A 15,284-nucleotide genomic window follows, 5' to 3' on the forward strand; every position below is an offset into this window, starting at 1 on the left:
AGATGAAGCCGTCTGTTCAATAATTTGAAGATACAAATTTTCAACAAACAGTGTAGAACGCTTTAATTCGAATACATTACGCTGAAACTGAATCATATAAAGATATTGCTGTTTCAATTGGGAATGAAAAAGCCGTCAGGGTAGTAGGAACTGTAAATGGAGAAATAAGCTAAGTATCGTATATTCCTAGTCATCGAATTATCAGTTCGAACGGAAAATGAACAGGTTATGCAGGTGGATTGTGGAGAAGGGAATGGCTACCTCAGCATGAGAGGGATTATTTGCAAGGAAATGATTTAAGTCGAGGTTGATAAGGAGCATTTTAGTAGCGAAATGGGATGAAATCATAATGTTTCGGGGGGGATAGATCATGATTTAGATGTACAAAATAGAACGTGCGTGTGGTATAATGAGAGGATAATAGTATAGGGATTCAAGGGTGGTCAGCACTCCTGTTACTTGTTCCAGTCACGGTATATTCCATGGCGGAAGGGGGTGTTGTACGTGAGCGTATTTCAAGCAATCGTCCTCATGATTAGCTTCGCTAGTCTGATTGTTGCTGTAATCGCATTATCACAAAAGAAATAATCCGCCCTTGAGCCTCCAAGCAAATGAGCGGATTATTCTGTCGAGTTTGCTGATCGCCTTTGAAGCGATACTATTTTATTAAAAGACCGTTTGGTGGTTGCACATCAAACGGTTTTTTTTACTATATGTCGCTTTACCGATATTATACGTCGTACACTTCGGATTTTCAAGTGCATTGCGTTGGTTGAAGTAAACTGTTCAATGTTCTAAAGCTCAATCCTGATGTAAAGGGGAGCGTATGCACCGTTCCGGTGAGGGGGGATTTTTTGACTGTTATAAGATTAGAAAGGAAGTGACATCCATGAACCGGGACCGCGGACGTATCAAATGGACGGCGATGATGCTGACCGAACACCTGGAAAAGTTACGAGACTGGGTAGGAGAAGATGACTATGAAGTAAAGCCGGACATCGACGAATGGACCCTTCAAGAATTTCAGCAGCAGTTGGACATTGCTTATCAATCGCAATGTGAAGTTCGGATTAAGAATTGGGAAAAGGGAACACTCGTTGATACAATAGGTATTTTAAAAAGACTGGACAATCGATTGCAACTTATTTATATAACAGCCGGAATGGAAGTCCGGAAGATATCGTTGAACACAGTTGTCGGGATTGAGACGATTGGTTTTGATTAGCGGTTCCTATTGTTAGTGATCGTGTTCGTCCACATGCTCTTTCGCTACATTTAAAATTGTAAAACTTTCAACGGGCGAATTACATCCTTCAAGCGTGTAGACAAATAGTTGTTGGCCGTCCTTTTCGACAAGATCCGTACAAGTCATGCTAGTTTTTGCAGGTTCATTCCCTTTATTTTTATTTTTTGAACGGTCAATCTCCAAGTGAAGTGAAGAGCCGTCGAAGGACAGATTGTATAAGGTCGGATCTCCTTCAAGTGTGTAATTCGCAATACGGACTGTAGCCGATTCCTTCATCTCCATGCTTTCCAGGAAATTTTCAAAGGCCGGATAGTTATAGACGGGCCCGTGCATATTAACGACGTCACCATTGAGAACCGCTTTTTCGCTGTCATACGAACAGGCCGAATTGAATGTTACACTCATTCCTACAATGAAAACTAAAAGGAATTTGTTCTTTACTGCCCTCATATTGTTCCCCTCCAGACAATCAGATGAAGTTTCACCTTAAACTATATGAGGAAGCAGCATCCGTTATCCCGATTTGCATACTGAACCTACTTCGGCATCCGAATAATTTGAATCTCGTACCTATTCTATTGTTCAGACTTTTGTTAAACTAGTCAAAGGTCTGAGTTTATAGAGAAGTAGGGGAGTCATGTGAAGGTATTAGTACAACTGGGCTGGTTTTTTAAACAGCGGAAGAAGCAATATATGTTGGGGATTGCAAGCCTTGTTTTCGTATCAATACTACAGTTGTTGCCACCGAAAATCATTGGAATCATAGTCGATGATATTACAAAGGGTTCATTGACAGCTGACGGACTTACAAAATGGCTCGTTATCTTGTCGGTCGCAGGCATCCTAATGTATATTGCGCGTTATTACTGGCGTGTCATGATTTTTGGTTCAGCCGTACTGTTATCCCGGACGATGCGTGAAAAACTATTCAATCATTTTACGAGAATGTCTCCGGCATTTTACCAAAAAAGGCGTGTTGGGGATTTAATGGCCCATGCGACAAATGATATAAATGCTGTACAACAAACAGCGGGTATGGGAATTCTGACTCTCGTCGATTCCATCTCAACGGGTGGGTTCGTCATTTTGACGATGGCCATCACCATCAATTGGAAATTAACATTGATTGCACTCATCCCTTTGCCATTCATGATCTTCCTGACAAGCTATTACGGGAAGTTATTGCGCAAACGATTCAGATTCGCCCAGGAAGCATTTTCGAGTTTGAATGACAAGACACAGGAAAGCATATCCGGAATCAAAGTCATTAAAACATTCGGTCAGAAGGATGAAGATATTGAAGATTTCAAGAACAAATCAACGGATATAGTCAACAAAAACATGGGTGTTGCTAAAGTGGATGCATTATTCGATCCGACGATTACAGGAATATTTGCAATTTCATACATTCTATCATTCTATTTCGGTACGAAATTCATCATTGCGGGTGACATGTCAATCGGAGACATGGTAGCGTTCAGTACATATCTGGGCCTTCTCGTCTGGCCAATGCTTGCATTTGGTTTCCTATTCAATATTGTAGAGCGCGGAAATGCATCTTACGGCAGGATTATGGAATTGTTATCCGTTGCACCGGAAATTGAAGACCTACCTGGTGCGATTGATAAAAGACCGGAAGGCGACTTGCATTTCGGTATAGACGAATTCAAATTTCCGGGCGATGAACGCGCCGCGCTACACAACGTTCACTTCTCGTTAAAACGGGGAGAAACAATGGGTATCGTAGGGAAGACGGGATCAGGCAAAACAGCCATCCTGAAATTACTGCTCAGAGAATTTGAAGGATACAAAGGAAGCATCGTCTACGGTGACAATCCGATCAATCAATATAAACAGCAACGTTTAAGGGAGTCGATTGGTTATGTACCGCAAGACCACTTCCTATTCTCGACGACACTTGCAGAAAATATCGCTTTTACAAATCCGAAAATCGCACCGGAGAAAGTTCAAGAAGCTGCACGGCTCGCGCACATCCATGACGACATTTCAGGTTTTACGGAGGGGTATGGCACAATTGTCGGCGAACGAGGGGTATCGTTATCCGGAGGTCAAAAACAGCGGATTTCCATTGCGCGCGCATTGATCATGGAACCGGAATTACTGCTTTTGGATGATTCCCTATCGGCCGTTGATGCCAAAACGGAAGAAGCGATTTTACAATCACTTAAACAGACACGTACAGGCGAGACGACGATTATTACGTCGCACCGATTAAGCGCCATCCAACATGCTCATAAAATTGTTGTTATGCATGATGGAACAATTGTCGAAGCAGGTACACATGAAGAGTTAATCAACATGGATGGAAAGTATAAAGAGATGTATGATCTGCAACAATTAGAAGTGCTTGTCGAACAGGGAGGCGAGGAATAATGTCAACGGCAAAACAACCGAAATTAACAGCGAAGGATCAATGGGTTGTCTTAAAAAGATTGTTGCGTTATATCATTCCTCATAAAAAAAGCGTACTAATCGCCCTTATCCTACTTGTTTTGACAGTCACGGGCAGTATCGCAGGACCTTTAATCATTCAAAGATTCATCGATAACCATTTAGCTACGATGAATTTCCCAAGAAGCGACATCATGAATATCACGATTGTCTATATAGGAATTCAAGTATTCATGGTCGTCGTATCCTATTTCCAGTTAATCCGTTTCCAAGATATTGCTCTACAAATCATTCAGCAAATGCGAATCGACGTATTTTCGAAAGTGCAAGGGCTCGGTATGCGTTATTTCGACAAAACACCAGCTGGAAGCATCGTTTCACGCGTGACGAACGATACGGAAGCAATTAAAGAAATGTTCGTCAGTGTAATAGTGACATTTTTACAGGCCATATTCGTTCTGCTGGGCGTATATATTGCGTTATTCTCACTTGATGCAAAATTAGCATTGATTTCCATGCTGTTAATGCCACTGTTTTTAACAGTGATTGTCATTTACAGACGATATAGCGCTGATTTCTATCAAGATATACGTGAACGGTTGAGTCAGCTCAACGCTAAAATAGCTGAGTCTTTATCCGGCATGGGAATGATTCAGGCATTTAGGCAGGAAAATCGTTTGAAAGCCGAATTTGATGATATTAATGAAAAACATTACCGTGCCGGCATGCGGAATATTAAATTTGACGGTATCCTGCTTGGCCCGGCAATCGATTTGCTTTACGCCGGGGCAATCGTTTTTGTGCTTGGTTACTTCGGGTTCCTATCACTGGGAAGTGCTGTAGAGGTGGGGATTCTATATGCCTTTACGACGTTAATCGGTCGTTTATTCCAGCCCGTGCAACAGGTGATGCAGCGGTTATCCATTTTTCAACAAGCAATGGTGGCTGCATCGCGTGTATTTAAGTTAATGGATGATCCGGACATGGAACCGGAACAACAAAATCATGAAAATGCTGAAATTCAAAACGGAAAAATAGAATTCCGCGATGTATCGTTTTCTTATGATGGAGAGACAGACGTTCTGAAAAACATTTCCTTCACGGCGAATGCGGGTGAGACAGTGGCACTTGTTGGTCATACGGGCAGCGGGAAGAGCTCAATCATCAATTTGTTAATGCGTTTCTATGAATACGAGCGCGGCGATATTTACATCGACGGCGTTTCGCTGAAGGGATATCCAAAAGAGGAACTGCGGAAGAAGACAGGACTTGTCTTGCAAGATCCATTTCTATTCTACGGAGATATCGAAAGCAACATCCGCCTGCATGATAAACAAATGACATCTGAAGAAGTGAGGGCGGCAGCCGAGTTCGTCCAGGCGAATGAATTCATTGAAAAGCTGCCGGACAAATACGCACAAAAAGTAACGGAACGGGGCTCCACATTCTCAAGTGGTCAACGTCAACTTGTCGCGTTCGCACGAACAATCGCGACGAACCCAAAAATTCTTGTTCTAGATGAAGCGACTGCCAACATCGATACTGAAACGGAAGTGGCTATCCAGTCGAGCCTGGAGAAGATGAGGAAAGGCCGGACAACAATCGCGATTGCTCACAGACTGAGTACAATCCAAGACGCGGAACTGATTCTCGTCCTCCACAAAGGCGAAATTGTCGAACGAGGGACACACCAGGAACTGCTCGTTCAAAAAGGGCTCTACCATAAGATGTATCTACTTCAAAATAATATTTTAGAAGATGTTATCTGAAGAAATGCCGGCTTGCACACACCTACCAGGGAACGTGCAGGCCGTTTTTAGGCCTACAGGACGTAGGTCATGCAGTCGTTGCCGCAGGACGCGGCGGTTTCAGACTGCGTTCTGTGAAATGTCATAAACTGTTCACAGTCGAATTAAGCGTCTTTTGATGTTACTTTTGTTACGATTGAGGAAGAAAAATTGAAAGGGAGAGAATAGAATGATGGCAACAGATATAAATTTATTTCTCGCTTTCGGGGCTGGTTTCCTAAGTTTCATATCACCGTGCACATTACCGTTATACCCGGCATTCATTTCGTATATTACCGGCATGTCATTGGATGATTTGAAATCGGATTCGAAACGCATGAGCAGAAGTGGCATGCTTCATACTTTGTTCTTTTTAATTGGATTTTCAATTATTTTCATCGTACTTGGTTACGGGACATCGTTTTTAGAAACTTTCTTCATACAAAACCAGGAGATTCTAAGACAGGTGGGAGCCATATTCATTGTCTTATTCGGTGTCATGATCGCGGGATTGTTTACACCGCAGTTTCTGATGAAGGAAAGAAGGCTGCAATTCAAAAACAGACCTTCCGGGTATTTTGGTTCGATGCTTATAGGACTCGGATTTGCGGCAGGTTGGACGCCATGTTCAGGACCTATTATCGGAGCGATAATGGGGTTGTCTGCTGCAAATCCAGGATCGGGCATGACATATATGCTATCCTATATCCTTGGCTTCGCGATTCCCTTCTTCATTCTGTCATTCTTCATTACAAGGCTCGGTTGGATTCGGAAATCCAGCGGCGTTATTATGAAAGTAGGCGGATATATTATGATTGCGGTTGGAATCCTGTTGTTTTTCGATGGCATGACGTACATCATCAGCCTGCTTAGCCCGATTTTCGGGGACTTTACTGGTTTCTGACTGAAATTTGGAGGGACCTAATGAAACAAATTGCATCGTTCGGGGAATTAACCGAAATAATCGAAATGGAAAACAAGTTGCTTCTTTTCGTGAAAACCGATAATTGTTCGGTATGCGAAGGGTTATATCCGCAAGTGGAAGCACTGAATGCACTTTATACAATCCCTTTTTATAAAGTGAATGTGGCGGAAGTGCCGGAAATAGCGGGACAGCTGTCATTATTTACGGCTCCTGTCGTCCTATTATTCCATGGAGGGAAAGAATATGTGCGATTTGCACGTTTTGTCCAAATGGAAGAACTGAAACGTCGGTTGGAGGAAATACAATGAATGAATTGATCGAAACTGTTTTCACAAAATTGCCTCCGGTTTACCTTATCATCGGTTCGACCGTTCTTGCGCTATTCATGGGCACGATGGCGCTGATCGTAAGGACAAAAGCCGCAAAAAGGCCCGTTACTCCTATGAAGATCATTTTACCGCCTCTCTTTATGTCTACGGGTGCGCTGATGTTCTTATTTGAAGAATTCCGCGTGCCGTTGCCTCAAGTGATTGAAGCCCTCTTTGTCGGGATGCTCTTCTCAATCATCTTGATAAAAACGACGAATTTCGAACGCAAAGATGGCGGTATCTATATGAAACGATCAAAGGCGTTCCTGTTCATCCTGCTCGGGTTGCTTATTGTCCGTCTCATCGGGAAACTGGTTCTTAGCAGTACTATCGATGTTGGGGAACTGGGCGGTATGTTTTGGATTCTCGCATTTGGCATGATTATTCCTTGGCGGATAGGTATGCTGATCAAATACAAAAAAGTTAAAGAAAACATAGAAATAAAAGGTGTCCGCATTTAATTGCGGACACCTTTTTATTCGTATTAAAACAAATGCTCGTATGGTGTTACATCGATCTTCATTTCCGCCAGTTTTTTGCGCAGAAATTTATGATCCCGTTTCGGGGTTGCTAGTATATACCCTCGTATAATAAGATCGGTATCAATTTTTCGCGCATTTTCGCCGAGTGCAATTTCACCAATTTTGCCCGCTATTTTTTGTTTCGCTACAGGACGGAATAATTCCGGGACTGGTGTGACTAACTCATTCAGCATCAGTTTCGCTTGGTCATTCCAAAGGTGAAGAGAACTCTCTACATAGTGCTCTTCCCAGTCCAGTGTCGATTTTCCATCCGCTTTTGGAAACACTTTTAAAAACTTCCTGAACATGAAAAAGCCGCCAATGCCGAAAAGTCCGATGAGGACAACACACCAAAATATAATGAACCACATAAATAAATCTTGTTGCAACAGACTTCACCTCTTCCATTCTATTCACCATTATAAGAGCATCTGAAAAAAAATACACGGACAATGAATCCCTTTCATCATTTTCACTCTATCTAGAGGGGGAAAGGAGGTGAGATACATGGTGATAATCGAATTTAAGAATGCAGTCGGCCGGTTATATTTTGATGGAGGTTTGACTGAGGACGGCAAACTGATCCGCAAGTCGAAGACATACAGCAATATTACGGAGATTGTCAGATTTTGAATCATTCATATCTCTTGCACCGGCTCGAAACGAAACTTGTTACCATCCACGATGTCATTAAAGGTGAAGTGAACTTCACAAAATCGTCATGGGTTTGACATCGGAGCTATCAGCGCAATGCTTGTTTGAAGCCATTACTTCCGATATGATGGACGTATCAATGAGTAGTGGAGGAAAATGAATGAAGAAAAAGTTATTACTGTCTTATGTATTGCTTATGGTTCTAATTCTGAGTGCATGTTCAGGCGGCGGATTCAAAGCGGATCACCATTATAAAATTGAACCCTTTGAATTTACAAACCAACACAACGAAAAGGTTTCATTGGATGATTTGAAAGGTGAAGTATGGTTGGCACAATTTGTCTACACTGTTTGTACGGATGCCTGTCCGCCCATGATGGTCAATATGACGGAAGTTGAAAAAAAACTTGCTGAAGAAGGCGTTGAAGATTATAAAATAGTATCATTCAGTATCGACCCTGAAGTGGATACACCGGAATTATTGCAAGAATACCTGGGGATGTTTGATGTCCAGGATGAGAGCAAATGGGAAATGCTGACGGGGTATTCACAAGAAAAAATCATTGACTTTGCGGCAAAATCATTCAAGACGCTTGTTGCAGACATACCGGATTCAGTAGATGTAATGCACGCCACTTCCTTTTCCCTTGTCAATCAGGATGGGCAAGTCGTCAAATCATATGATGGCATGGTAGACGTGCCATTCGATCAAATCATCAAAGATATGAAAGCACTCATTAAAGAGGGTGCATAATTTCGATAGGCAAGACTGGATTTAACGGGGTGGAAAGATGAAAAAACGTAAGAACAAAGGATTGTCCTTGAAGGTGAAAGCGATGTTCATCATGCTGCTAATCCCTGTTGCTGTTACGGTCTTCACATTGACAGCTATCGTCTGGACGGGCTTGAAAAATCCGGAAATCATCCGGAAATCCGCAAGCACCTTGCTTGACATGAAAGAACGTAACACCGCTACAGAAATTCCGGAAGAATATATTCCGGTTTATAAAGAAGCGGCAGAAACGTATAGTATCCCGTGGACGCTCCTTGCCGCACACCACCGAATTGAAACGCGGTTTTCAACGATGGACCCACTGCTTTCGCCCGTCGGTGCGGAGGGGCATATGCAGTTCATGCCTTGTACGTTCGTGGGATGGAGTTATCCGGGATGTCGTGATCTTGGGAAAGGGGAAATCCCTGTAGAAGATAAACTAAACCCCGAGGTAATCAAACAATACGGAGGATATGGTGTTGATGCCAATGGAGATGGAATCGCCGACCCATATGATATTGAAGACGCAATTTACAGCGCAGCCAACTACCTATCACAAAGTGGTGCTGCGGATGGGGATTATGAGAAAGCAATTTTCAATTACAACCACAGTGAAAAATATGTCAAAGACGTACTTTGGTTTTTTGACGAATTCGAAACTAAGCGAATTGAAATGGAAACAGGCAAATAAAAAAGATGGACCGCGAACAACGGGGTCCATCTTTTTTATTATTCATTTGTTGCGGTTATGAGGCTTTACGCATCGATTTCATAATTAGACTAACTATGAATACGAGGATAAGTGCTCCGATGATGGCCGGAATAATGTAAAAGTCGGAAACCTTCGGACCCCATTCTCCTAATAGCATGCCGCCAATCCAAGCACCGATGATACCGGCGATAATATTACCAATAACTCCACCCGGGATATCCTTACCTAAAATCATGCCTGCTAACCAGCCGATGATACCGCCAATAATTAAAAACCAAATGAAACTCATGTTGTTCATCTCCTTTTGAGTATTTTATGATTACGTCTACAGTCTTTGTAATAACCTTTATTACAATACATTAAACATCGGTAAGAAAAAAAACGCCAAAAATTTCTGGGATTCAACAGATGACAGTAGCGTCTGAAAAAATGTTCATCATACTCCCCTTTTAGGGAACCATAATGATTCTTGTCGAACGTATTACGAAAATTGCTTTGTTTAAAGAATGTTTGCTTCAGTTTACGCCATACTTTTGCATATTATCCATTTCGATTGTGGCTCTAGTTATAGTATGACCAAAAAATCGATCCAACAAAATATCTTTGCATGAACATCATTATGAGAATATACTTGAAGGGATAATGACAGTGCTTCATTTAAGTAGGAGCCCTTCAAGAAAGTAAGGGTCATAACTTTAACTTATGATAGACTATAAAGTTAATGTATTTTACTTATGTAGGTTGGTATTATATGATGGAGTAGAGAAAAGATGCTCTTTTATAGCCTTTTCAGTAGTGTTTTACAGATAGAAGGAGGAATTCTACAATGGCAAAAAGCAATTTGCACAACAGCCGTACATCATTCGATTTGAACGGTAAGACGTATAACTATTACCGTCTAGCTGCTCTCGAAGAAGCCGGCATCGCGAAAGTTTCCAATCTGCCTTACTCGATTAAAGTGTTACTTGAATCCGTCCTGCGCCAATACGACGGTTATGTCATCAAAGACAATCATGTTGAAAATTTGGCGAAATGGGGGAAAGATGCGGACACGGATGGAGAAGTACCATTCAAACCGTCACGTGTCATCCTTCAAGACTTCACAGGAGTTCCTGTTGTCGTTGACCTAGCATCACTACGTTCAGCAATGGCGGCGATGGGCGGCGACCCTGACAAGATTAATCCTGAAATTCCGGTTGACCTTGTCATTGACCACTCCGTACAAGTTGACCGTTACGGAACGGCAGAAGCGCTTAATTTGAACATGGAACTTGAGTTCGAACGTAACGCGGAACGTTACCAATTCTTGAGCTGGGCACAAAAAGCTTACGATAACTACCGTGCAGTACCACCTGCAACAGGTATCGTCCACCAAGTTAACCTTGAGTACTTAGCAAACGTTGTCCATGCAGTTAAAAACGAAGACGGCACATTCGAAACATATCCGGATACGCTTGTTGGAACTGACTCCCACACGACGATGATCAACGGTATCGGTGTTCTCGGATGGGGTGTCGGCGGTATTGAAGCTGAAGCGGGCATGCTCGGACAGCCTTCATACTTCCCGATTCCGGAAGTTATCGGAGTAAAACTGGTTGGCGCACTTCCGAATGGAACGACAGCTACCGACCTTGCTCTGAAAGTGACACAAACACTACGTGCACATGGCGTTGTTGGTAAATTCGTCGAATTCTTCGGACCAGGCGTAGCACAGCTGCCACTTGCGGACCGTGCTACAATTGCGAACATGGCACCTGAATATGGCGCAACTTGCGGATTCTTCCCAGTAGATGAAGAAGCACTTGACTACATGCGCTTAACCGGCCGTGAAGAAAGCGACATCGCAGTTGTGAAACAATATCTTGTAGAAAACGACATGTTCTTCACAGTAGATAACGAAGAACCGACATACACTGAAGTTGTCGAAATCGATCTTTCCGATATTGTAGCGAACCTTGCTGGACCGAAACGTCCACAGGACATGATTCCACTTACGGAAATGCAACACGAATTCAACGAAGCAGTTGTAGCTCCTGAAGGAAACCAAGGTTTTGGTCTATCACCGAAAGAGCTAACGAAAACGGCTAAAATTGAATTCGAAGACGGGCGTTCTGTTGAAATCAAGACAGGTGACCTTGCAATCGCTGCAATCACGTCATGTACAAATACATCTAACCCATACGTTATGTTAGGTGCTGGACTTGTTGCGAAAAAAGCGGTTGAAAAAGGACTTACACCACCGGCATACGTGAAAACATCACTTGCACCAGGATCAAAAGTAGTTACAGGCTACCTTGAAGATTCAGGTCTTAATGTGTTCTTGGATAAAATTGGATTCAATACAGTTGGATATGGCTGTACAACATGTATCGGTAACTCCGGACCGCTTCTTCCTGAAATTGAAAAAGCGATCATGGGCAACGATATGCTTATGTCTTCCGTTCTTTCCGGTAACCGTAACTTTGAAGGACGTATTCATCCACTTGTGAAAGCAAACTACTTGGCTTCACCGCCACTTGTTGTTGCCTACGCACTTGCTGGAACAGTTGATATCGATTTCGAAAAAGATCCAATCGGTAAAGACAAAGAAGGCTTCGATGTCTTCTTCAAAGATATTTGGCCAACTACGGAAGAAGTTCAGGCAGTTGTTAAAGCAACCGTTACACCTGAGTTGTTCCGTAAAGAATATGCACGAGTATTCACTGAAAACGAAGCATGGAATGCAATCGAAACAACAGACGATTCATTGTATGATTTCGATGAAAACTCAACATATATCCAAAATCCGCCGTTCTTCGAAGGTCTTGCAAAAGAGCCGGCTGACATCCAAGCACTTTCAGGGCTTCGTGTCATTGGTAAATTTGGCGATTCAATCACAACGGACCACATTTCACCTGCAGGCGCTATCGGTAAAGATACACCGGCTGGGAAATACTTGATTGATAAAGGCGTAAGCCCTCGTTTCTTCAACTCGTACGGTTCACGCCGTGGTAACCACGAAGTGATGATGCGCGGTACATTCGCTAATATCCGTATCCGTAATCAGATTGCTAAAGGAACAGAAGGCGGATTCACGACTTACTGGCCAACAAAAGAGATCATGCCGATTTATGATGCTGCAATGAAGTATCAAGAAGAAGGTACAGGTCTTGCAATCATCACAGGTAAAGACTACGGAATGGGTTCTTCACGTGACTGGGCAGCGAAAGGTACTTCACTATTAGGTATCCGTACAGTTATCGCTGAAAGCTATGAGCGTATTCACCGTTCAAACCTAGTTATGATGGGCGTTCTTCCACTTCAATTCAGCAAAGGCGAAAGTGCACAAACACTTGGCCTGACGGGTGAAGAGGAAATCAGCGTAAATATCGCGGAAGGTGTAAAACCGCGCGATATCCTGAAAGTGACTGCAACTTGCAAAGACGGATCTGTCAAAGAGTTCGACGTGCTAGCACGTTTCGACTCTGAGGTAGAAGTCGACTACTACCGTCACGGTGGAATCCTGCAAATGGTTCTTCGTGATAAAATGAAAACGAATTAATTACAACAAGCAGGAAGGTGTCCGATATACTCGGGCACCTTTTTTCTATTTACATGCAATTTCAGTTTAAGGACAGCTTTTTCAGTGATGCTTTTGTATAATGGACAGTGAGGTGAAGACAATGTATATAAGTGAAAAAGAAGTTGAAATCAGGTATGCGGAGACGGATCAGATGGGAGTCGTCTATCATGCGAATTATTTAGTGTGGATGGAGATCGGGCGTACGAAGCTAATCGAGGACCTTGGCTATACCTATGCACAGCTCGAGGCAGATGGCTTCTTATCACCGGTGACGGACTTATCGATTCAATATAAGGCGGCAATGAAATACGGTCAGAAGGCAACTGTACGGACCTGGGTCGAGTCGCACGGAAGACTGCGCACAACATACGGTTATGAAATAATCCAGGAAGACGGTACAATTTCAGCAACAGCCACATCGGAACATGTATTGGTGAAAAAAGAGTCGTTTAGACCAGTTCCTCTAAAGAAAATCGATCCGGTATGGGATGCAAAATATAGTGAAATTCAGCGAAGTAAAGACTGATGGCGTTTGGACTAAGGCGTGCGGAACTACAGCATTGGAAAAAAGCGGTCAGTAAAGGTGAAATTGCATTTTTGACCCATTATTGGTTAGATGAGCGCTTTCCCGAATGTAAAACAGTGACGAAAGCAGGCTGTGCGAACATCGAAAAACTTGTTGAATGGGGAGCACAGTACGGCTTGAGACGGGAATGGCTTGATATGCGGAATGATTTTCCCCATTTTGATCTTTTCGGTAAACATGAATACGATATTTTACAGAATGAAGGACTATCCCATCAATTGGAACGGTTCGGTCTGCTAAAGTCAACGTGAAGCAAAAAAGCTTTACGTTTTTTTATGCCGTAAAATGGTTTTCTTTCGCAATGTAAGTCTATTTTTGACATTATTATTGTGTCATATAGGTTGAAAGAAAGAAATCCATTCCCGCTTCATTTGTTCAGGAATAGTCTTACAAAATAGGTATGATTTGCGGATGATCTGTTTGTAGTGCACACACACTGGAGCCTAATGGTGAATATGATGGCAAAAAGACCTTGTCATGGCCCGATAGGTAGGCCGACACGTATAGCAATGGTGTAAGAGTTGTTTGAAATGTCTAATTTATACATATAATAGGTCAGTAGACGTAACATATAAGAGGACTATCGACGATTTGAAAATTGCAACGAGTGATGGATGGAGCGATTTTTAAAATAGGAGATGACTAAATGAGGTTAACTGGAAAAGTCGCAATTATTACAGGTGGTGCAAATGGAATCGGATTGGCAGCATGTGAGCGTTTTGCGGAAGAAGGAGCGCATGTCATCATGGCTGACTATGATGAAACAGCGGGAAAAGAGCAAGAAGCGCGATTCACGGAAAAAGGACTGAATGTGACGTTCGTACAAGTGGATGTCGTAGATCGTACTAGCGTCGAGCAGTTAGTTAGGAAAGCGATACAACATCATGAGAAGATTGATATATTGATCAATAACGCAGGCATCACAAGGGATGCCACACTGGTTAAAATGGAACCGGCTGACTTCCAGCGGGTTCTCGATGTCAATTTAACAGGCGTTTTCAATTGTACACAGGCAGTTGTCCCTCATATGATTGCGAACGAGTCGGGGAAGATTATCAACACCTCTTCCGTAAGCGGCATCTATGGCAACTTTGGTCAAACGAATTATGCTGCAACAAAAGCGGCAATCGTCGGAATGACTAAAACATGGGCTAAAGAATTCGGTCGAAAAGGCATCAATGTCAATGCCGTCGCTCCAGGCTTCACTGCAACAGCCATGGTCAGTAAGATGCCGGACAAAGTTCTCGATCAAATGAAATTTTCCACTTCCTTGCAACGGCTAGGGAAACCGCGTGATATTGCGAATGCTTACCTATTTCTAGCAAGCGATGACGCCGATTATGTCCATGGCCATGTCCTGCATGTCGATGGCGGAATCATGATGTAAGGAACGCAATCGGTTCAAAAAAGCGTGAGGCATGTCGCCATCACGCTTTTTCATATGAATAAATGAGTTCATTCAGGTTCGGGTCTACATTGACATGCAAGTCGTGATCAATAAAGTACCATTTGTCCCGGCTTTCAATATAATAGCGGACGTTGTCATGCTCCGTTTCAACCGACACTTCATCCGGCTGTTCTTTCGTCACACCAAGTGAGAAGCCGGCGTGAAGTGGGCTTGACCCTCCGTATCTCGCGAAAAAACGGATAGCATCGCCAGATACTGCTTCCATCTCTTCTTTAAACCATAAAAGCGCTTCGTTCGACAAAATAATCTTCAATGGAAACACCATCCTATC

The 15,284-nt window shown here is 42.8% G+C and carries 18 protein-coding genes and 1 pseudogene; 15 read left to right on the forward strand and 4 right to left on the reverse strand.

Features of this window, described 5'->3' with window-relative positions; all coding sequences use genetic code 11:
• Window positions 1–23 precede the first annotated feature (23 nt).
• The 3 genes and pseudogenes from HDC33_RS16810 to HDC33_RS07145 form a co-directional block, all read left to right on the forward strand.
• Window positions 24–311: pseudogene (locus HDC33_RS16810) on the forward strand (methylated-DNA--[protein]-cysteine S-methyltransferase); the annotation flags it as partial.
• A gap of 193 nt (window positions 312–504) precedes the next feature.
• Window positions 505–588 carry a putative holin-like toxin gene (locus tag HDC33_RS16540; RefSeq protein ID WP_370457455.1) on the forward strand — a complete coding sequence of 28 codons (84 nt, stop codon included), beginning with the start codon at window positions 505–507 and terminating at the stop codon, window positions 586–588.
• A gap of 301 nt (window positions 589–889) precedes the next feature.
• Window positions 890–1,225 (forward strand): YolD-like family protein, encoded by a 336-nt coding sequence (locus tag HDC33_RS07145; RefSeq protein ID WP_179391784.1) that lies wholly within the window; start codon window positions 890–892, stop codon window positions 1,223–1,225.
• Between the two features lie 12 nt (window positions 1,226–1,237).
• Here the strand turns inward: HDC33_RS07145 and HDC33_RS07150 are convergent, their stop codons facing one another.
• Entirely contained in the window at window positions 1,238–1,696 is a 459-nt protein-coding gene (locus HDC33_RS07150; RefSeq protein WP_179391785.1) for a DUF4362 domain-containing protein, read from the reverse strand.
• Window positions 1,697–1,885: 189 nt separating this feature from the next.
• On the opposite strand from HDC33_RS07150, the gene HDC33_RS07155 reads away from it, so the two are divergent.
• The 5 genes from HDC33_RS07155 to HDC33_RS07175 all read left to right on the forward strand — a co-directional run bounded on the left by HDC33_RS07155 (window position 1,886) and on the right by HDC33_RS07175 (window position 7,199).
• Complete coding sequence (locus HDC33_RS07155; RefSeq protein ID WP_179391786.1) at window positions 1,886–3,640, forward strand: ABC transporter ATP-binding protein; 1,755 nt, start codon at window positions 1,886–1,888, stop codon at window positions 3,638–3,640.
• Window positions 3,640–5,427, forward strand: a complete 1,788-nt coding sequence (locus HDC33_RS07160) for an ABC transporter ATP-binding protein (protein WP_179391787.1) — start codon at window positions 3,640–3,642, stop codon at window positions 5,425–5,427. The genes HDC33_RS07155 and HDC33_RS07160 overlap by 1 nt, the downstream gene beginning before the upstream one ends.
• A 211-nt stretch (window positions 5,428–5,638) precedes the next feature.
• A complete protein-coding gene (locus HDC33_RS07165) occupies window positions 5,639–6,349 on the forward strand; it encodes a cytochrome c biogenesis CcdA family protein (protein ID WP_179392667.1) in 711 nt (236 codons plus the stop codon).
• Between the two features lie 20 nt (window positions 6,350–6,369).
• Window positions 6,370–6,678 (forward strand): thioredoxin family protein, encoded by a 309-nt coding sequence (locus HDC33_RS07170; protein ID WP_179391788.1) that lies wholly within the window; start codon window positions 6,370–6,372, stop codon window positions 6,676–6,678.
• On the forward strand, window positions 6,675–7,199 hold the full coding sequence (locus HDC33_RS07175; RefSeq protein ID WP_179391789.1) for a CcdC family protein: 525 nt from the start codon (window positions 6,675–6,677) through the stop codon (window positions 7,197–7,199). Before HDC33_RS07170 ends, HDC33_RS07175 begins: the two co-directional genes overlap by 4 nt.
• Before the next feature lie 23 nt (window positions 7,200–7,222).
• Here HDC33_RS07175 and HDC33_RS07180 read toward each other — a convergent pair whose 3' ends face one another.
• Entirely contained in the window at window positions 7,223–7,630 is a 408-nt protein-coding gene (locus HDC33_RS07180) for a DUF2621 domain-containing protein (protein ID WP_179392668.1), read from the reverse strand.
• A gap of 136 nt (window positions 7,631–7,766) precedes the next feature.
• Here HDC33_RS07180 and HDC33_RS07185 point away from each other — a divergent pair, with 136 nt between their 5' ends.
• The 3 genes from HDC33_RS07185 (at window position 7,767) to HDC33_RS07195 (ending at window position 9,376) form a co-directional block, all read left to right on the forward strand.
• Window positions 7,767–7,892 (forward strand): DUF1659 domain-containing protein, encoded by a 126-nt coding sequence (locus HDC33_RS07185; RefSeq protein WP_179391790.1) that lies wholly within the window; start codon window positions 7,767–7,769, stop codon window positions 7,890–7,892.
• Window positions 7,893–8,073: 181 nt separating this feature from the next.
• Window positions 8,074–8,667, forward strand: coding sequence for an SCO family protein (locus HDC33_RS07190; RefSeq protein ID WP_179391791.1), 594 nt, complete (start codon window positions 8,074–8,076; stop codon window positions 8,665–8,667).
• Window positions 8,668–8,704: 37 nt separating this feature from the next.
• Window positions 8,705–9,376, forward strand: coding sequence for a lytic transglycosylase domain-containing protein (locus HDC33_RS07195; protein ID WP_179391792.1), 672 nt, complete (start codon window positions 8,705–8,707; stop codon window positions 9,374–9,376).
• Between the two features lie 55 nt (window positions 9,377–9,431).
• Here the strand turns inward: HDC33_RS07195 and HDC33_RS07200 are convergent, their stop codons facing one another.
• Window positions 9,432–9,686 (reverse strand): GlsB/YeaQ/YmgE family stress response membrane protein, encoded by a 255-nt coding sequence (locus HDC33_RS07200; RefSeq protein WP_179391793.1) that lies wholly within the window; start codon window positions 9,684–9,686, stop codon window positions 9,432–9,434.
• Between the two features lie 537 nt (window positions 9,687–10,223).
• On the opposite strand from HDC33_RS07200, the gene acnA reads away from it, so the two are divergent.
• The 4 genes from acnA (at window position 10,224) to fabG (ending at window position 14,932) form a co-directional block, all read left to right on the forward strand.
• Window positions 10,224–12,938: an aconitate hydratase AcnA gene (acnA, locus tag HDC33_RS07205; RefSeq protein WP_179391794.1), complete on the forward strand. Its 2,715-nt coding sequence runs from the start codon at window positions 10,224–10,226 to the stop codon at window positions 12,936–12,938.
• Window positions 12,939–13,059: 121 nt separating this feature from the next.
• The gene (locus HDC33_RS07210; RefSeq protein ID WP_179391795.1) at window positions 13,060–13,485 is read left to right on the forward strand and encodes an acyl-CoA thioesterase; all 426 of its coding nucleotides are present in this window, start codon (window positions 13,060–13,062) and stop codon (window positions 13,483–13,485) included.
• Window positions 13,485–13,796, forward strand: coding sequence for a hypothetical protein (locus HDC33_RS07215; protein WP_179391796.1), 312 nt, complete (start codon window positions 13,485–13,487; stop codon window positions 13,794–13,796). Before HDC33_RS07210 ends, HDC33_RS07215 begins: the two co-directional genes overlap by 1 nt.
• A gap of 395 nt (window positions 13,797–14,191) precedes the next feature.
• A complete protein-coding gene (gene fabG, locus HDC33_RS07220; protein ID WP_179391797.1) occupies window positions 14,192–14,932 on the forward strand; it encodes a 3-oxoacyl-ACP reductase FabG in 741 nt (246 codons plus the stop codon).
• Between the two features lie 40 nt (window positions 14,933–14,972).
• On the opposite strand, the gene HDC33_RS07225 is transcribed toward fabG, so the two are convergent.
• Complete coding sequence (locus HDC33_RS07225) at window positions 14,973–15,266, reverse strand: HesB/YadR/YfhF family protein (RefSeq protein WP_179392669.1); 294 nt, start codon at window positions 15,264–15,266, stop codon at window positions 14,973–14,975.
• Window positions 15,267–15,284 lie beyond the last annotated feature (18 nt).

It is taken from the genome of Sporosarcina sp. JAI121, from assembly GCF_013408665.1.
In the GTDB taxonomy this organism is placed as follows: domain Bacteria; phylum Bacillota; class Bacilli; order Bacillales_A; family Planococcaceae; genus Sporosarcina.